This is a genomic window from Mesorhizobium sp. WSM4809 (assembly GCF_055811655.1).
In genome coordinates, this window is the sequence record NZ_JBVVQW010000001.1 from 442,183 (window position 1) to 459,789 (window position 17,607).

Here is a 17,607-nt window from a genome sequence, read left to right on the forward strand (position 1 = left end):
CCGGCTGAAATCTCAATTGAAAGGCATATCGAAACGGCAGATTTTGTCGGGAGAGACAGACCTGTGGAGCCGGAAATGTTAGGGATTTTGTCGTCGTCGCTGAAGGTCTTTTTCACTGCGAGCAGGCCGTATGAGCCGCGCCCGGACGGCGAGGCGCAGAGATGGCTGATCGATCCGCTTTCGCATCCGGTGCTGAACACCATGTTGGAGCGCGAACTGGGCGATGTGCCGTTCAGGCTGACGGCACGGCGGACAGTGCACGAAACGGCTCCGCTACGCGCCGGCGGTCGCTGCTGAGCAGGCGCGAAGCGTTCGGCTTGGGGAAAGTCGAGGCGAGCACCGCGTCCCGCGCACGCACTGGCCCAACAGATGGCGATTGTTTCAGCGATCCCTGCACTTATTGTGCAGTGCAATGACATCAGCCACCTCGACAGCGCTGCGTTTCGCCTTCGCTGGCATGATTGCCATGGCGATTGCCATGGGCATCGGCCGTTTCGTCTACACGCCGATCCTGCCCGGCATGATGCAGGAACTGCATCTGTCGCCTGCCGATGCCGGCTGGATCGCCTCTGCCAATTATCTCGGCTACCTCGTCGGCGCGTTGGCGGCGGCGGGCGGCTGGGCGCATGGGCGCGAGCGCCTGCTGATGCTGGCGGGGCTTGGCGCCAGTGCGGTCCTTGCCGCGCTGATGGGGCTGACCGAAGCGATGGCGGCCTTTCTCGCCATCCGCTTTCTGGCCGGTCTGGCCAGCGCCTTCGTCATGGTGTTCATGGCCAGCATCGTGTTCAGCCATATCGCGGCTGCCGGTCGCAACGACCTGCAGGCCTGGCATTTCGGCGGCGTCGGGCTCGGCATAGCGGCATCGGCGGCGATGATGGCGGTGCTGGTCGCCGAGCATTCGGGCTGGGCGGCAGGCTGGCTATGGTCGGCGGCGATTTCGGCCTGCGGTTTCGTCCTCGTGGCCCTGTTGGTCAATGAGGGTCCGCTCGGCAGCGGCGAAGTCGCCCGCGAGCCGGCACTGCGGATGGACCGGTCGTTGGTCAAGGTCATCATCGCCTACGGCCTGTTCGGCTTTGGCTATGTGGTGACGGCGACATTCCTGGTCGCCATCGTCCGGCAAGGCGGCGGCAGCCGCGTCTTCGAGGCCATGGTGTGGATGGTCGCCGGTCTTGCTGGCTTTCCCTCGGTCTGGCTCTGGCAGAAGATCGCGGCCCGGACCGGCCTCTATGCCGCCTATGCGCTGGCGTGCTTCATCGAAGTTGCCGGCGTCACCGCCAGCGTCGCCATCGGCGGCGCCACCGGGCCGCTGCTTGCCGGCGTGCTGCTCGGCGGCACCTTCATTGCCATCACCGCCTTTGGCCTGCAGGCCGCCCGGCAGCAGGCGCCAAGCGCGCCGCGCCGGATCTTTGCCCTGATGACGGCTGCGTTCGGCCTTGGCCAGATCATCGGGCCGGTCGCGGCCGGATTTCTGGCGCAAATGTCCGGCGATTTCTTCCTCGCCTCGATCACCGCGGCGGTCGCGCTGGTCGTCTCCGGGGCCATCACATGGTCGGCTGCGCCAAAATCGCCATGATTGTGGGCTTGCTGTGCCGGGCATCGGGCACAGGCATTTTCTTTCCCACTAATGTGTGACTTTATGCCCGCTGCCGTCAGCTGATTTGCGCCTAGATCGAGGAATTCGCCACAGTGTTCGTATCCTTTTTCCCGCAGCCGAAGCTCTTCTTCTCTTCGGCCGCCGTCTGGAGCCTTGCGGCGATCCTGTTCTGGTTTTTCGGTGGTGAACAATTGGGCGCGGTTTTGGGATTGCCGCCGGCTGCGGCCGGCGCGCCGCCCATCATCGGCATCGCGATCCTCATGTCGCCGCCGTTTCTATGGTTTTATCTCTATTTCGTGTTCTGCGTGGCCGTCTTCTACGCATTCTGGAGCTGGTATTCGCCGCATCCGTGGCAGCGCTGGTCGATCCTGATGACCGCGGTCATCCTGTTCTTCATCTATTTCAATGTGCAGGTCAGTGTCGCCGTCAACGCCTGGTACGGACCATTCTTCGACTATGTGCAGGGACTGATGTCGGGGACTGGAAAGTCGACCAACAGCGAATTTTATATCGGATTGGCGGATTTTTCGTGGCTCGCGCTGGTCGGCATGAATGTGCAGGTGGTCAATGCCTTCATCGTCAGCCACTGGATTTTCCGCTGGCGCACGGCGATGAACAATTATTTCGTCGAGAATTGGAGCAGGCTACGCCATATCGAGGGTGCCTCGCAGCGTATCCAGGAAGACACGATGCGGTTCTCGCAGATCATGGAAGACCTCGGCTCCAGCTTCGTCCAGTCGATCATGACATTGATCGCATTCCTGCCGGTCATGATCCAGTTGCAGGCCCATATCACTGAGTTGCCGATTATCGGCGCGATCCCGCAGCCATTGGTTGTCGCGGCCCTTGCCTGGTGTCTGTTCGGGACGATCTCGGTCATGGTTGCCGGTCTGAAACTTCCAGGGCTGCAGTTCCGCAACCAGCGTGTCGAAGCCGCCTACCGCAAGGAACTCGTCTACGGCGAGGATCATGCGGACCGCGCCCAGCCGGCCACCACCGCCGAGCTGTTCGAGAATGTTCGTCACAATTATTTCAGGCTGTATTTCCACTACATCTATTTCAACGTCGTCCGTTACACCTACCTGCAGGCCGACAACATTTTCTCGCTGCTGATCCTTGGTCCCTCACTGGTGGCGCACAAGATAACGTTCGGCGCGCTGAACCAGATTTCGAACGCATTCGGCAAGGTGACGGGGTCGCTGCAGTTTCTGCTCACGTCCTGGTCGACCATCGTCGAGCTGCAATCGGTCCACAAGCGCCTGCGTGCCTTCGAAGCGACGCTGCAAGGCGAGCCGTTGCCTGAAATCGACCAGCGCTATCTGGCAAGACAGAGCGCCGAGGACCCAGCCTAAGGTTTTGGAAATCGAACCGGGTCGGCGGCTCAGCCGCCGACTGAGACCTGCCTTTGGCCAGCGTCCTGTCGCGAAACATAATCGCGAAAACTGATGCATTCGACATCGGCTTTGACGCAGACGTCGCCGGCAAAGCGCTCCAGCGCGTTCCAGTAGGCGCCGTCATTCATCAGCGCGAAGTGGAAGCCGAGTTCCAGTGGAATGCGTTTTCCCGCATACTGCTTGTCGAAGGCGGCGCGGAAGGCAGCATAGGTCCGGTTGGCGAACTCGCCCGCTTGGCTTGGCCGCTCGAAGCCGCCGGAATGCCTGACATACAGATTGTAGTCCATGGCGATAACCGGCCGCGACTTCGGTCCTTCCGGAATCTGCGGCAGGGAAAAGTGCATGATGCCGTTGCTGGCCGTCGGTCGGGCAGGGCCCTGCGAGACGCCGCTGGCATCGAATTGATATCCGGCCGCCGGCAGCGCCTCGTAAAGCGCCTTGCCGGTCGACAGATACGGCGCGCGAAAGCCGACCACCGCATGCCGCGCGAAATCGCGCCAGCCCTGTGGTTCGGGTGCAATGCCGTTGATCGCATAGGCGTTCTCGAGAATGTGCTCGAACGAACTGAACTCTTTCAGCCAGTCGGCCTTGCTCCAGTCCTTGCCGTCGAAATGGCCACAGCCATGGCTGGCGATATCGTGGCCTTCATGCGCGGCAAGGCCGATCTGTTCGAGCCGCTCGGTGACTTCCTGCTTCGAGGCGGCAAAGCCGATGTTGGATTTGCCGGCGCCTTTGCCGGGTGCGGTGTATTCCTTGCGTGTCTCCGTCGACAGCAGGAAGACGCAGGAGAGAAAATAGGTGAAGTGCGCGCCGGTGCGCTCAGCCAGTGCCCGGCTGCGTTTCCACTGCGAAATGTCGCGGGCACTGTCGAATGAGATGATGACGACCTGTTTCGGCTTTGCCGGCGCCGGTGGATCGGCCAAAGCCCCACCGGCGGCGGCGAGTGCCGCAAGCGAAAACGCAACAACGCGGAACGGACGAAGCATAGGCAATCTGATCTTCACTCGGGGAACGTCTGCAAGCCGGCTATCGCCTAAATGTGGCGTGGGTGCGATTGGCCTTTTCGGCTGCTTGTCCGGGGCAAACATCCGTTTGCCCCGGACAATAGGCGATTTTCCGGTTGAACCCCTTCCATGCCGGCAAAATTTCGCTAAAACGCGGGCTGACAAAGGCCCGACGGGGCAGGAATGGTTTGATTGATGTCCGACGACAGTTTTATCCGTGAAGTCAACGACGAGATCCGTCGCGAGCAGGCGCAGGCGCTGTGGGACCGTTTTGGCCCGGCCTTGATTGTCATTGCGGTCCTCGTGGTGCTCGGCACCGCCGCCTTCGTCGGCTATCGCTATTGGGACGAGACGCGCGCCAACCGCTCGGGCGATGCGTTCTCGCAGGCGCTGAAGCTTGCCAATGACGGCAAGAACGATGAGGCGCTGACTGCGCTCGATCAGTTGGAGAAGGATGGCTACGGCGCCTATCCGCTGCTCGCCCGTATGCGCGGCGCGACCGTCAAGGCGAACAAGGGCGATGTTCCCGCCGCCGTCAAGGATTTCGACGAAGTCGCCGCCGACACAGCCATTCCCCAGGGAATTCGCGACATGGCGCGCCTGCGGGCAGCGCTGCTGCTCGTCGACCATGGCTCCTTCGCCGACGTCTCCAGCCGTGTCGAGGCGCTGACATCCGACACCAACACGCTACGCCACACGGCGCGCGAGGCACTCGGCCTTTCCGCCTGGAAGGAAGGCAAGACGCAGGATGCGCTGAAACTGTTCGACCAGATCGCCGCCGATGACGGCGCGCCGCGCAACACCCGCGAGCGCGCAACATTGATGTCCGAGCTGATCCGCGGGTCGGGCAGTGCGTCGTGACTTTCAAAGTCGCCATCATCGGCAGGCCTAACGTCGGCAAATCGACTCTTTTCAATCGGCTGGTGGGAAGGAAGCTGGCGCTCGTCGATGACACGCCAGGCGTCACCCGCGACCGTCGCGTCCATGCCGCCAAGCTTTACGACCTGCATTTCGACGTCATCGACACCGCCGGCTTCGAGGACGCGGGCGCCTCGACCTTGCCCGGCCGCATGCGTGCGCAGACCGAGATCGCCATCCGCGAGGCCGACCTGATCTTCTTCACCATCGACGCCAAGTCTGGGCTTTTGCCTGACGACAGGACCTTTGCCGAGATCGTGCGCAAGTCCGGCAAGCCGGTCGTGCTGGTCGCCAACAAGGCCGAGGCGAAGGGCGCCCAGGGCGGCATGCTGGAAGCCTGGGAACTCGGCCTTGGCGAGCCGATCCCTGTTTCGGCCGAGCATGGCCAGGGCATGCCCGATTTGCGCGACGCCGTGATCGGCGCGCTCGGCGAAGCGCGCGCCTTCGGCGAAGAAGAAGATGGCGAAGACGAAGACGTCGCTGCCGGCGAGGTGCTGATCGGCGAGGATATCGCCGATCCGGATGCCGAGCACACCTATGACGACACCAAGCCAATGCGCATCGCTGTCGTCGGCCGTCCCAATGCCGGCAAGTCGACGCTGATCAACGCGCTGATCGGCGAAGAGCGGCTGCTCACCGGACCGGAAGCCGGCATTACCCGTGATTCCATCTCCGTCGATTGGGAATGGCATGGCCGCCGGCTGAAACTGTTCGACACGGCCGGCATGCGCCGCAAGGCCAGGATTCATGAAAAGCTGGAAGTGATGTCGGTGCAGGATGGCCTGCGCGCCATCCGGTTTGCCGAGATCGTCATCATCGTGCTCGACGCCACCATCCCCTTCGAGAAGCAGGATCTGCAGATCGCCGACCTGATCATCAGGGAAGGCCGGGCGCCGGTGATCGCCTTCAACAAATGGGATCTGATCGACCATCCCCAGGAGCTTCTAGCCGAACTGCGAGAGAAGACGGAACGGCTTCTTCCCCAGGCGCGCGGCCTCCAGGCCGTACCTGTCTCCGGCGAGACCGGGCGCGGCCTCGACAAGCTGATGGATGCCGTCATCAGGACGCACAAGGTGTGGAACAGCCGCGTCTCGACCGGCAAGCTCAACCGCTGGTTGGAAGGCATCCTGGCGCACCACCCGCCGCCTGCCGTGGCCGGACGCCGGCTGAAGGTCAAGTACGTCACCCAGGCCAAGACCCGGCCGCCGGGTTTCGTTGTCCAGTGCTCGCGGCCCGATGCGATGCCGCAATCCTATGTCCGCTATCTCTCCAACAGCCTGCGCGAAGCCTTCGACATGCCCGGCGTGCCGATCCGCATTGCGCTGCGCACGTCGGACAATCCGTTCGCCGGTAGGTCGAACAAGCGCAAATAAGCGGTCGGGCTCGAATGAGCCCCTTTGCTCGCGGGAATTCTCCGCAAAATTGGCGGGACAGCACCCCCCTCTGGCCTGCCGGCCATCTCCCCCGCAAGGAGGGAGATCAGCAGTTCGTTCTGACGGCGCCTTTCTTGCAACGTTGAAGATTCGCGAGAGCACTCGCGACATCCAATCTCCCCCCTTGCGGGGGAGATGTCCGCAGGACAGAGGGGACGGAACGCGACACTGGATACCTGTTCCGGCTGTCTAAGCGACCTCCTTCAACCGCTCGTCCCGTGGCAGCGCCTGCAACGCCGCCTGCAACAATATGTCGGCCAGCCGCGCTGCCACCGGATCCAGTTCAGCATCCTTCTGGTGCAGCACCAACGCCATTTTGGGCAATGCCGGCAGCCCGGCGATCTCCGGCGTCATCGCGCTGACGCTGGCCGGCAGGCCGATGTCGGTGCGGATCGTCAGCCCCAGCCCCGCCGCCACGGCTGCCCAGATGCCGCCAAGGCTCGGGCTGGAAAAGGCCATCCGCCACGACAGCCCGGCGCGGTCGAGCGTTTCGGTTGCCACCGTGCGCAGAAGGCATGGCGCTTCGAGCGCCACCAGCGGCAGCGGCTCACCGTCGCGCAGGCTGGTCTCGATGCGCTTTGCCGGCCCGATCCAGCGCATCGGCACATCGGCGACATGCTGGCTGTAGGGCAGCGTTTCGCCGCAGTGCCAAGCGAGCGCGATGTCGAGGCTGCCTGACATGACCCTTTCAGCAAGGTCGTGGCTGCGTGCGATCCTGGCTTCGATCTTCACCTTGGGGTGCGCCCGGGCAAATCGGCCGAGCACGTCCGGCAGCACCGCCTCGCCGAAATCTTCCTGCAAGCCGAGCCGTACCCAGCCTTCCAGCTCGACATCATGGATGGCGGATGCCGCCTCGTCATTCAATTCGATCAGCCGGCGCGCATAGCCGAGCATGGTCTCGCCGGCCTCGGTCAAAGCGAGGCCGCGTCCTGATTTGCGGAAGATCGGCGTCGCCGCCTGTTCTTCCAGTTTCTTCAATTGCGCGCTGACCGCCGACGTCGACCGGCCAAGCCGGTCAGCGGCCTTGGCAAAGCTGCCCAGCTCCATACCGGTGACGAAACTGCGCAGGACGTCGAGGTCGAAAGTTACGCGTCGCATGTCTGAAGTCCCGATTTTCAGGATTGTAAGTTCAAAACTTCCTGATTTTCAGGATGAAATTATGGCGGTAGGGACAGATCGTCAAGGCCGGACCACTGGCCAGCACGGGAAATGAAATCATGTCCGCCATCGTCAATTGCACCGATCGGCAGTCGCCGAAGCTCCTGGAAGATACCGGTTCCGCCGGGAGGGTTTTCAAGCCGGGCCATCGCTGGAAGGTTCTGGGCATCGGCGTTGCCGCCAATGCTGCCTTCTCGGCTACGTTCTCCGGCATCCCGGCGACGGCGGTCGTTCTTCGCCAGGGCTATCATTTGGGCAATGCCGAGCTCGGCCTGGCGCTCGGCCTTCTCGGGCTGGGGGTCGCGCTCAGCGAGCTGCCCTGGGGCCTGCTTACCGATCGCTGGGGCGATCGCCGCGTGCTCCTGATCGGGCTCGGCGCGACGGCGGTGTGGCTCCTGGCCATGGCGATGCTGGTTGTGCCGACAAAGGCCGGTATTCCCGGCGTCACGCTGCTCTCCGCGAGCCTGCTCATCACCGGACTGCTCGGCGGCAGCGTCAACGGTTCGAGCGGCCGCGCCATCATGGGCTGGTTTCGGGAAAACGAGCGCGGCTTTGCCATGAGCATCAGGCAGACGGCGGTGCCGCTTGGCGGTGGCCTTGGCGCGCTCGTGCTGCCCTCGCTTGCGCTGGCTTTCGGCTTTGGCGCGGTGTTCGGGGTGCTGGCGGGCGCATCCGCTCTGTCTGCCCTGTTCGCCTGGCGCTGGCTGCACGAGCCGCCGACGGCGGGCGAGGGCCATCTCGCTTCGGCTGCGGTCGGACCGGCGCCGCTGCGCAATCGCGATGTCTGGCGTATCGCGACCGCCATCGGCCTGCTCTGCTTTCCGCAGGTGGCCGTGCTCACCTTCGCCTCCGTATTCCTGCACGATTTCGTTGGGTTGGGAACGGCGGCAATCAGCGCGAGCCTCGCCGCCGTTCAGATCGGCGCCATGGTCATGCGCATCTGGAGCGGCCGCTTCACCGACCGTCACGGCAACCGCCGCCAATTTCTTCGCTTGTGCAGCGCGTTCAGCGCCCTTGCCTTCGCCATGCTTTGGCTGCTGGTCCTGTTCGGCCCAACCGTTCCGGGCGGCCAGCTCATCTGGTTGGCTGTCCTTCCAGTCGTGCTTATTGTCGCAGGCATCTCGGTCTCCGCCTGGCACGGTGTCGCCTACACCGAGCTTGCCACCCTTGCCGGGGCCAGCCATGTCGGGACCGCGCTCAGCCTTGCCAACACCTTTGTTTTCGTAGGCTTCTTCCTGGTGCCGGTGGCCATTCCGGGGCTCTTGCACCTTTGGTCTTGGTCCGGCGTCTGGCTGGCGGCCGCCATCTGCGCGCTGATCGCCCGGCCGATCTTCCTGCGTCCGGCCTGAGTTCGGCCGCAAAACCGCCCGACTTCGGAACCTCGACCTGAAGCCGGCTGAGAACAGTCCGATCGAAGCCGTTAACGTCCCATCAAGGTTAATGCATCATTTTGCTCTCCAGTGGGGTCTGTCGCGTTCCTGGAGAGTGTTCCGTGCATCGACGTGTGTTGAAGCGGCTGGTTGCCGCCGCCGGTGAGAGAAGACGTGGCTTTCTGCCCCCGTTCGTCATCGGTCTCGGCATCTGGATCGGCTTTCCGACCATCGTCGCCTATCAGGACATGACGAGCCTTGTCTCCGGCCTCGAAGCGAACACCCGCTGGAATTCCTATGTCGAGAAATCCGTCGCCGGCTCGACCCATGCTGCCGAGATGCCCTTTGTCGATTCTGATGTTACCGGCTCCATCTCCGGATCGGGTGTCCACCTGGCCGGTGTCGGCAACGTGTCGTTTCGCGGAAAGGGCGGCAAGGTCAGCGGCACGCCCGATGAGGACCGCGTCGTGCGCGCCGAGAAGAAAGGGCGCATCGTCCAGATGTCTCCCGTCGCACCGCCGAAGAACTTCAACGCCGGCTCGATCTTCGAGCGCACCTCCTCCTTGCTGCGGCCCAGCATGGACAGCGGCCTGAAAATGGCTTTCGCCAAGCCGCAGATCAAAGGCAAGGAAATCCAGATCGCCGCGGCATTCCATGCGCGCGAGGACAAGAAGCCGGATCCCGGCGTGCCGGCCATGCTGGCAGCGCTGGTCAACAACGACCATCCGGACGTGCTGGCCACCGCCTACGCGCAGTCCGAGCCTGACTATGCCAAGGCATCGCCCTTCGAAGCCCTGCTTCAGGACGAGCAGCCCAATGAGGGCCGCTTCATTCCGCCGATGGCCAAGGGCGATCATTCGTGGATCCAGAACCCGCTGCCCGCCAGTGTCTTCTCCCAGAAGGAGCAGGCATGCCTTGCCAACGGCATCTATTTCGAGGCGAGGAGCGAATCCGTGCGCGGCCAGGCCGCCGTCGCCCAGGTCATCCTCAACCGCGTCCGCAATCCGACCTATCCGAATTCGATCTGCGGCGTCGTCTACCAGAACGACAGCTGGTTCAACCGTTGCCAGTTCTCCTTCGCCTGCGACGGCAGGAAGAAGCGCATCGATAGCCCAGCCGCCTACAAGACCGCCCAGGAGATCGCCATGGCCGTCACTGCCGGCAAGATCTTTATCCCGGAGGTCGGATCGTCGACCCACTACTATGCCCAATATGTCCATCCCGGCTGGGCGCGCACGATGCAGAAGATGACCAAGATCGGCCTGCATATCTTCTATCGGACCTATGGCGGCGGCTGGAGCTGAGTGCGGAGCAGCCGCTGATCTTTGATGTGGCGCGCAGCCGATCAAAGGGCCATTGCGCGGGGGATTCGCGCCATGCATCCTTATCATCATGGCGGGCACGATGTCGCACCTTTGTAATCCATTGATTTTATTGCCTAAAATACATGGCAATGAACTTCCGCCCGTGGCTTGACGGGCGCAAACCCTCTAACTATGTTGCCGGCGACTTTAGAAGCGGACGGACGGTGATGGTCTGACCGGGCAGGGGGGTTGCGATGGCCGACAAGAATGGGCCAGACGGAACCGGAGAAACCGGCCGCGGCAATCAGCATGAACCCGATATCCGCGACGACGATCTTGAGCGGCGCCGCCGTGACCTGGAAGCTTCGCTTGCGACAAGGCGGCCGGGCCGGCTCGAGGGGAAAGACGACGCGAAAGCGGGCAGTGTGGCCGGTTACGGTCAGGCGCTCAAACTCTCCAGCGAGTTTATCGCCGGGGTGGTGGTGGGTGCCGGCATCGGCTGGATCATCGACCGTCTGGCGGGAACATCGCCATGGGGTCTGATCGTGTTTCTGCTGCTTGGTTTTGGCGCCGGAGTGCTCAATGTGATGCGTTCCGCCGGCGTTGTGGCAGAATTTGGACAGGGCGATAAATCGCGCCGTGGCCAAGACGACAAGAAATGACCGCGCACCATGTGCGGTAATGGTAACGAGGCCGTACGCGGCATTGACGGGGTTTGAACGTGGCAGCTGACAAGGTCGATCCGATCCACCAGTTCCATATCAACAAGCTGATTCCGATCGACATCGGCGGCTATGACCTGTCTTTCACCAATTCGGCACTGTTCATGGTCGCAACCGTTATCGTCGCGGCTGGATTCCTGTTTCTCACGACGTCAAGCCGCAGCCTGGTTCCCGGGCGGCTTCAGTCGGTCTCCGAGATGGCCTACGAGTTCGTCGGCAACATGTTGCGCGATGCCGCCGGCACGCAAGGCATGAAGTTCTTCCCTCTCGTGTTCTCGCTGTTCATGTTCGTGCTCGTCGCCAATCTGCTTGGCCTGTTCCCGTATTTCTTCACCGTCACCAGCCACATCATCGTCACCTTCGGCCTTGCCGTGCTGGTGATCGCAACCGTGGTCGTCTACGGCTTCATGAAGCATGGTTTTGGCTTCCTGAAACTGTTCGTGCCGCATGGCGTGCCGGTCTTCCTGCTGCCACTGGTGGTGCTGATCGAAGTGATCTCCTTCGTGTCGCGCCCGGTCAGCCTCTCGGTTCGTCTGTTCGCCAACATGCTCGCCGGCCACATCACGCTGAAAGTGTTTTCCGGCTTCGTGGTCAGCCTGAGCGCGCTCGGCGCGGTCGGCGTCGCCGGCTCGATCCTGCCTCTGGCGATGGCGGTGGCGCTGACGGCACTGGAACTGCTGGTCGCCTTCCTGCAGGCCTACGTCTTTGCCGTGTTGACCTGCATGTATCTCAACGACGCCCTGCACCCCGGGCACTAGGTCCAAAAGTTTCCGGCCCAAGAATTTCCAACATTGGCGCCGGATGGAATCGCAACGGAATTTTAGATCCAAAGGAGTTGAACAAATGGACGCAGAAGCAGCAAAGTACATCGGCGCCGGCATCGCTTGCCTGGGCATGGGTGGTGCGGGCATTGGCCTCGGCAACATCTTCGGCAGCTACCTCGCGGGCGCACTGCGCAACCCGTCGGCTGCCGATGGCCAGTTCGGCCGCCTGATCTTCGGTTTCGCCGTGACCGAAGCTCTGGGCATCTTCTCGCTTCTCATCGCGCTTCTGGCCCTGTTCGGCTGAGCACTCGGGAAGATTGGACAGGCCGGCCGCGCGAGCGGCGGGCCTGAATTTCGGGGATAGTCCATGTTCGTGACATCTGCCTTTGCGCAAGAGTCCGCGCCATCAGCCGATACCAGCCACGCTGCTACGGAAGGCGACACGCATTCCAGCACCGGTGTGCCTGCTGAAGCGCATGGCACGTTTCCGCCATTCGATCCGGCGACGTTCCCGTCGCAGCTTCTGTGGCTGGCGATCACCTTCGGGCTGTTCTATCTCTTCCTGAAGCGGGTTGTGATGCCGCGCGTCGGCGGCATCATCGATGTCCGCAACGATCGCATCACGCAGGATCTCGATCAGGCGGCCAAGTTGAAGGGCGAGGCCGACGCTGCCGTTGCTGCCTACGAGCAGGAACTGGCGGAAGCCAAGACCAAGGCCAACGCGATCGGCCAGCAGGCCAACGACGCGGCTAAGGCCGAGGCCGACACCGCTCGCAAGAAGGTCGAGGCCGCGCTCGACGCCAAGCTTGGCGAAGCCGAGGCCCGCATTTCTTCCATCAAGGCCAATGCCATGAAGGAAGTCGGCAGCATCGCCGAGGACACCGCTTCGGCGATTGTCGAAGCCCTGGTTGGCGGCAAGGCCAGCAAGGCAGAGATCGCGGCCGCGGTCAAATCCGTGGCCCGGTGAGGAGCGCATCATGGACGCCACATCTCTCGCGACGCTCTGGGCCACGGTTGCCCTGGTCATCTTCCTGGGCATTGCCGTCTACATCAAGGTGCCTCGCCTGATCGCCAAGGCGCTCGACGCCCGCGCCGAAAGGATCAGCAACGAGCTCGACGAAGCGCGCCGGCTGCGCGAGGAAGCCCAGCAACTGCTTGGCCAGTATCAGCGCAAGCGCAAGGAAGCCGAGCAGGAGGCCGCCGACATCGTCGCCGCCGCCAAGCGCGAAGCCGACTTGCTTGCCGCCGAAGCGCACAAGAAGACCGAGGACTATGTTGTCAGGCGCACCGCGCTTGCCGAGCAGAAGATCGGCCAGGCCGAGCGTGACGCCATCAGCGAAGTCCGCGCCAGCGCCGTCGACATCGCCGTAGAGGCAGCGCGCGCGCTGCTTGCCGGCAAGATCGACGCCAAGGCCGGTGCCGATCTGTTCAAGGCATCGCTTGCGGACGTGAAGTCGAAGCTGAATTAGAGGGTCCCTCTAGCCAATCATCGAAAGCCGCCCGGGCAACCTGGCGGCTTTTTTGTTGTGGGCGGGGATAATCTCCCCCCTCGAGGGGGAGATGTCGCCAAAGGCGACAGAGGGGGGCGGCTCGACCGGGCGCGACGTCATTTTGCAGCGCAGATAAGGTCGGCGTTTCACGCGCGGCGACCCCCTCTGGCCTGCCGGCCATCTCCCCTCGAGGGGGGAGATCAGCTGTCCATTCCGACGAAGCTCTCTTCCTCAACCACTTCAGCGCCACCCAGCCTGAACGGCGAAAACGATACGCGATGCAGCCGCGCCACCGGGCCATGCGCCTCGATTGCCGTGCGATGGCGAAGCGTGGCGTAGCCCATATGGACTTCGAAGCCGTAGCGATCGTGATGGTTGCCGCAGCCGCACATCATGCGATCGCGCATCACCTTGGCGACGATCGAGGCGGCGGCGATGGACTGCGAACGCTGGTCGCCCTTGATCAGCGCGCGCCCTTCACAAGGAAGGCCAGGCGGCACGTCGCGTCCATCGGCAAGGGCGAGCTTCGGTCTGACCGACAGCCCTACCAGGGCGCGGCGCATGGCTTCCAGGCTTGCCTTGAGGATGTTGCTGCCGTCGATACCCTCGGCACTGATGGAGGCCATTGAGATCGCCTGCGCAGAGCCGAGAATTCGCAGGAACAAGGCTTCACGCTGCAGATGGCTGAGGCGCTTGGAATCGTCGAGGCCGTCGGGAATGTTGGCGGGATCGAGCACCACGGCCGCGGCGACCACCGGCCCGGCCAGGGGGCCACGGCCGGCCTCGTCCATCCCGGCAACCGGCCACAGGCCCTCCGCCATCGCCTTCGTCTCGAAGGAGAAGTCGGGCTTCTCGATGATCTCAAAGAGAGGCGGAGAATCAGAACGCGCGCGAGCCATGTTGCGGCGAGGTTCGCATCGGCTCTGATTCTCCGCAAGTCCCTCCGGGTCGGGTGGGGCGCCGGACCGGGAGGGCACCGTCTGCAGGCCGGGGCAGGCCGGACGGGATTCTGGTGCCGCGACGGATCAAACCACCGCGACGAATTGTCTCTCAAAGCAGCGTCAGCTGCACCTGGTCTCTCCCGGCGGCAACGAACTGGTCGGTCCGCAGCGTGCCCCGTTCGGCATTGAGGCCGAGCCGCTTGGCTGTGATCTCGAAGCGCCGGCCGATCTGCCAGGCATAGGGACCGGCGCCCTTCATGCGTTTGCCCCATTCCGAATCGTAGTCCTTGCCGTCACGCATCGACCGGACCAGCGACATCACATGGCGGTAGCGGTCGGGATAATGACGCAGCAGCCAATCCTTGAAGATCGGGCTGACCTCCAACGGCAGGCGCAGGATCACGTAGCCGGCTTCGCGCGCGCCGGCCGCACGTGCCGAATCGAGGATGCGTTCCATCTCCTGGTCGGTCAGGCCCGGAATGATCGGCGCCACCATGACCGAGGCCGGAATGCCGGCATCCGAAAGCTGCCGGATCGCTTCCAGCCGCTTGGTCGGTGTCGACGCGCGCGGCTCCATGGTGCGCGCCAGCATACGGTCGAGCGTCGTCACCGACAGCGCCACCTTGGCCAGCCCGCGTTCGGCCATTCGCGACAGGATATCGATATCGCGCGTCACCAGAGCGGACTTTGTCACGATGCCGACTGGATGGCCGCGCGCTTCCAGCACTTCGAGGATTTCGCGCATGATCCGGTATTGCTTCTCGATCGGCTGGTAGGGGTCGGTGTTGGTGCCGATGGCGATGGTGCGCGGCTGATAGCTGTCTTTCGAAAGCTCCTTGTCAAGCAAGCGCGCCGCATCAGGCTTGGCGAACAACTTCGATTCGAAATCCAGACCCGGCGACAGGCCCATGAACGCGTGCGTCGGGCGGGCAAAGCAATAGACGCAGCCGTGCTCGCAGCCGCGATAGGGATTGATCGAACGATCGAAGGAAATGTCGGGCGATTCGTTGCGGGTGATGATTGTGCGCGGCTTCTCGACCTGCACTTCGGTTTTGAAGGGCGGCAGTTCCTCCAGCGAATTCCAGCCATCGTCGAACACGTGCCGGCTGACCGGCTCGAACCGGCCGGACGGATTGATGCCCGCTGACCTGCCGCGGTTGCGGTCCGGGCGGACACGCATGCCACTCTGCTCGACCATCGCATTGGCCATCTCGGCTCTTCCTGCTCCGAAAGCTGCAATGTCGGCGCGCACGATCTGTTCCATCTTCGCCCGCTCCCAAGGACTGTCCGTGTTGTGTCGAATCGCTCTGTTCATGAAATTATTCCTATTTGGTTGATGAGAACAAAGCAAGAACTTTCTATGGTGCGATGCAAAAACTGGCGCTGTCCGGCGCTTTCCGCTATTCGGCTGAGGATGCTCAGTGTTCTCATCGAAACCCGCAATGACGAGGAGGGCCTCGCCCGCACGCTCGCCTCGCTGATTGGCGGAGCGGTCGAGGGCGTGGTGCGTGAAGTCATCGTCTGCGACATAGGCTCCACCGACCAGACGCATCGTGTGGCCGAGCATGCCGGCTGTCAGTACGTGACGGGCGGTGTCGCTGCCGGCATCCGCCAGGCCAAGGGGGATTGGCTGCTGCTCCTGGAACCGGGCGCGCGGCTGGTGGAGGGCTGGATCGATGAGGTTGTCGCCCATACGGCAAGGCAGACCATGGCGGCACGGTTTTCGCGCACGCGAGCCAGCCGCACGCCGTTCCTGGCCCGGGTCTTTTCGGGAAACCGCGCCTTGGCCGACGGCTTGCTGATCAGCAAGCGTCAGGCGGCGGCTGCGGCCAAGAGTGCCGGCAGCGCCGAGGCCATCGCCCGTGGCCTCGCGACGAAGCGGCTCGACGCCGAGATTTGGATGGCGCCGGCCAAGCAGGAACGCCGCTCCTCGACATGATTTTTTGCAGCTGCTCAGGTCATTGTGCATTGCACAAAATCTGACGCGGGGTTAGCTTCCGTTCAAGCGGGAATTGGGTTTGGGACATGCCGAGTGGCGAGCACCGATGCGGCATCGGTGGTGCTCTCATAGCCGAGGACTCAATGAAGCTTTCAACCCCCGACACATCCGGCGCGCCCAGTCTCGAGGCCATTGCGCGCAACGGCAGCCTGCTGCGGCGCATCGCCGTGCGTATTCCAACCTATCTGACGGACCTGCGTGAGAACCCTGCCTGGCTGCCGATGTTCGTGCTGGCGCGCACCATGCCCGGACGCCGCATGCATTGGCTCGGCGCAAAGCGCGCCCGACCGGTCGCCAATGCCGGGGATACGATGTTTGCCGGTGTCGAACGGGGAGCGGTCGTCGATGCGCTGCGCTCCGACGGGCTGTTCTCAGGCCTGGTCCTGCCGCCTGATATCCATGAAGAGGTCGCCGACTTCGCCGGGCGCACGCCTTGCTTCGGCAATTTCGACCGCCGTCTCGAATTCATGCCGGGGGAACATGCCGAGGCCGAGAAACGCCTTGGCCGCTCGCTGCTCAGCGGGCATTTTTTCGAGCGCATCCTCGACTGCCCGGCGGCGCTTGCCATCCAGCGCGATCCGCTGCTTCTGGATATTGCCGCGCACTATCTCGGCGGCCAGGCAAAACTGATCACGACGCGCGTCTGGTGGAGTTTTCCAACCGGTGCGGCTTCGGACGCCGACAAGAACCTCGCCTCGCTCGGCAAGTATCATTTCGACCTCGATGATTGGCGCATGCTGAAATTCTTCTTCTACCTCAAGCCGGTCGACGCCGACACCGGTCCGCATGTCTATGTCAGGGGCAGCCACAAGCGCCGCAGCCTCAAGCATCAGCTCACGCTTCTGGTTGGCCATCCCGCGCAACAGGTGCTGGATGTCTATGGCGAGCAGAGCCCGGTGACGCTCACCGGCGAGGCCGGTCTGGGCTTCGTCGAGGACCCCTTTGGCTTTCATATGGGCACCGTGCCGGCACGCACGCCGCGACTGATGATGGAAGTCGGCTTCGGCGTATCGCCGCCGTCGCGCCGACGGTTTCATGGCGAGCCGGTCATCCGCTGAGAGCTGCCTATCCGAAGCTCATCTCGACAGGTGTCCAGTGTGTGCGGCGTCTGGCTTGGCGCTGCGCCCTGTTTTCCGTATCGAAGTCAACGCGGACCGGCTCCTGGTTGAACCGTTCGCGGTCGTCCAGGGCGTTGATGATGACGATCGCCCTTGCATCGTCATCTCTGGCGATTGCGGCGACGTAGACACCGCACCGCCGGCAGATCAGATAGTCGGCCGTCCTCAGCCCGAACTGATATCTCCGCAATTGCGTCTCGTCCTTGACCGAGATGACCAGTCTGCCATTCGGATCGGCAACGGCGCGCGAACCATGTCTGACACAGAACGAGCATTGGCAAGCGCGAACTTCGGTTTGCGGTGGCTCGAGCTCGGTTGAAAATTCAAGGCGTATGTTGCCGCAATGGCATCCACCGGTGTGCACGGTCATCGTAGCTGCCTTGTCGTGAACGGCGATG

General features: G+C 63.1%; 19 protein-coding genes. 14 read left to right on the forward strand and 5 right to left on the reverse strand.

What is annotated here, in order from left to right:
• The first annotated feature begins 75 nt into the window (after positions 1-75).
• The 3 genes from AC0L24_RS01900 to sbmA all read left to right on the forward strand — a co-directional run bounded on the left by AC0L24_RS01900 (position 76) and on the right by sbmA (position 2,946).
• The gene (locus tag AC0L24_RS01900) at positions 76-297 is read left to right on the forward strand and encodes a hypothetical protein (protein WP_473563366.1); all 222 of its coding nucleotides are present in this window, start codon (positions 76-78) and stop codon (positions 295-297) included.
• Between the two features lie 115 nt (positions 298-412).
• Positions 413-1,573, forward strand: coding sequence for a YbfB/YjiJ family MFS transporter (locus AC0L24_RS01905; protein ID WP_127811034.1), 1,161 nt, complete (start codon positions 413-415; stop codon positions 1,571-1,573).
• Between the two features lie 113 nt (positions 1,574-1,686).
• Positions 1,687-2,946 carry a peptide antibiotic transporter SbmA gene (sbmA, locus tag AC0L24_RS01910; RefSeq protein ID WP_127328446.1) on the forward strand — a complete coding sequence of 420 codons (1,260 nt, stop codon included), beginning with the start codon at positions 1,687-1,689 and terminating at the stop codon, positions 2,944-2,946.
• Between the two features lie 29 nt (positions 2,947-2,975).
• On the opposite strand, the gene AC0L24_RS01915 is transcribed toward sbmA, so the two are convergent.
• Positions 2,976-3,974, reverse strand: coding sequence for a polysaccharide deacetylase family protein (locus AC0L24_RS01915; protein WP_292140912.1), 999 nt, complete (start codon positions 3,972-3,974; stop codon positions 2,976-2,978).
• Between the two features lie 213 nt (positions 3,975-4,187).
• On the opposite strand from AC0L24_RS01915, the gene AC0L24_RS01920 reads away from it, so the two are divergent.
• Positions 4,188-4,853 carry a tetratricopeptide repeat protein gene (locus tag AC0L24_RS01920; RefSeq protein ID WP_127811033.1) on the forward strand — a complete coding sequence of 222 codons (666 nt, stop codon included), beginning with the start codon at positions 4,188-4,190 and terminating at the stop codon, positions 4,851-4,853.
• Positions 4,850-6,283, forward strand: coding sequence for a ribosome biogenesis GTPase Der (gene der, locus AC0L24_RS01925; RefSeq protein ID WP_473563367.1), 1,434 nt, complete (start codon positions 4,850-4,852; stop codon positions 6,281-6,283). Before AC0L24_RS01920 ends, der begins: the two co-directional genes overlap by 4 nt.
• Before the next feature lie 249 nt (positions 6,284-6,532).
• On the opposite strand, the gene AC0L24_RS01930 is transcribed toward der, so the two are convergent.
• Entirely contained in the window at positions 6,533-7,441 is a 909-nt protein-coding gene (locus AC0L24_RS01930; protein ID WP_027036003.1) for a LysR substrate-binding domain-containing protein, read from the reverse strand.
• 119 nt (positions 7,442-7,560) lie between these two features.
• On the opposite strand from AC0L24_RS01930, the gene AC0L24_RS01935 reads away from it, so the two are divergent.
• From AC0L24_RS01935 to AC0L24_RS01965, 7 genes are all read left to right on the forward strand, one after another.
• Positions 7,561-8,850 (forward strand): MFS transporter, encoded by a 1,290-nt coding sequence (locus AC0L24_RS01935; RefSeq protein ID WP_127811032.1) that lies wholly within the window; start codon positions 7,561-7,563, stop codon positions 8,848-8,850.
• 143 nt (positions 8,851-8,993) lie between these two features.
• Positions 8,994-10,175 (forward strand): cell wall hydrolase, encoded by a 1,182-nt coding sequence (locus AC0L24_RS01940; protein ID WP_127328440.1) that lies wholly within the window; start codon positions 8,994-8,996, stop codon positions 10,173-10,175.
• 254 nt (positions 10,176-10,429) lie between these two features.
• Entirely contained in the window at positions 10,430-10,837 is a 408-nt protein-coding gene (locus tag AC0L24_RS01945; protein WP_127397544.1) for an AtpZ/AtpI family protein, read from the forward strand.
• 59 nt (positions 10,838-10,896) lie between these two features.
• Entirely contained in the window at positions 10,897-11,655 is a 759-nt protein-coding gene (locus AC0L24_RS01950) for a F0F1 ATP synthase subunit A (protein WP_023808677.1), read from the forward strand.
• Positions 11,656-11,740: 85 nt separating this feature from the next.
• Positions 11,741-11,965 carry a F0F1 ATP synthase subunit C gene (locus tag AC0L24_RS01955; protein ID WP_006206606.1) on the forward strand — a complete coding sequence of 75 codons (225 nt, stop codon included), beginning with the start codon at positions 11,741-11,743 and terminating at the stop codon, positions 11,963-11,965.
• A gap of 63 nt (positions 11,966-12,028) precedes the next feature.
• Complete coding sequence (locus tag AC0L24_RS01960) at positions 12,029-12,628, forward strand: F0F1 ATP synthase subunit B (RefSeq protein WP_127272329.1); 600 nt, start codon at positions 12,029-12,031, stop codon at positions 12,626-12,628.
• Positions 12,629-12,638: 10 nt separating this feature from the next.
• Positions 12,639-13,130 carry a F0F1 ATP synthase subunit B gene (locus AC0L24_RS01965; protein WP_127270951.1) on the forward strand — a complete coding sequence of 164 codons (492 nt, stop codon included), beginning with the start codon at positions 12,639-12,641 and terminating at the stop codon, positions 13,128-13,130.
• Between the two features lie 221 nt (positions 13,131-13,351).
• On the opposite strand, the gene AC0L24_RS01970 is transcribed toward AC0L24_RS01965, so the two are convergent.
• The gene (locus AC0L24_RS01970; protein ID WP_127811029.1) at positions 13,352-14,050 is read right to left on the reverse strand and encodes a ribonuclease HII; all 699 of its coding nucleotides are present in this window, start codon (positions 14,048-14,050) and stop codon (positions 13,352-13,354) included.
• A 151-nt stretch (positions 14,051-14,201) separates the two neighbouring features.
• Positions 14,202-15,356, reverse strand: a complete 1,155-nt coding sequence (locus tag AC0L24_RS01975; protein ID WP_473563471.1) for a PA0069 family radical SAM protein — start codon at positions 15,354-15,356, stop codon at positions 14,202-14,204.
• A 150-nt stretch (positions 15,357-15,506) separates the two neighbouring features.
• On the opposite strand from AC0L24_RS01975, the gene AC0L24_RS01980 reads away from it, so the two are divergent.
• Both AC0L24_RS01980 and AC0L24_RS01985 read left to right on the forward strand, forming a co-directional pair.
• Positions 15,507-16,031, forward strand: coding sequence for a glycosyltransferase (locus AC0L24_RS01980; protein WP_128289311.1), 525 nt, complete (start codon positions 15,507-15,509; stop codon positions 16,029-16,031).
• Positions 16,032-16,174: 143 nt separating this feature from the next.
• Positions 16,175-17,149, forward strand: coding sequence for a hypothetical protein (locus AC0L24_RS01985; RefSeq protein ID WP_128309759.1), 975 nt, complete (start codon positions 16,175-16,177; stop codon positions 17,147-17,149).
• A 7-nt stretch (positions 17,150-17,156) separates the two neighbouring features.
• On the opposite strand, the gene AC0L24_RS01990 is transcribed toward AC0L24_RS01985, so the two are convergent.
• Complete coding sequence (locus AC0L24_RS01990; protein ID WP_127269627.1) at positions 17,157-17,579, reverse strand: GFA family protein; 423 nt, start codon at positions 17,577-17,579, stop codon at positions 17,157-17,159.
• Between the last annotated feature and the right edge of the window lie 28 nt (positions 17,580-17,607).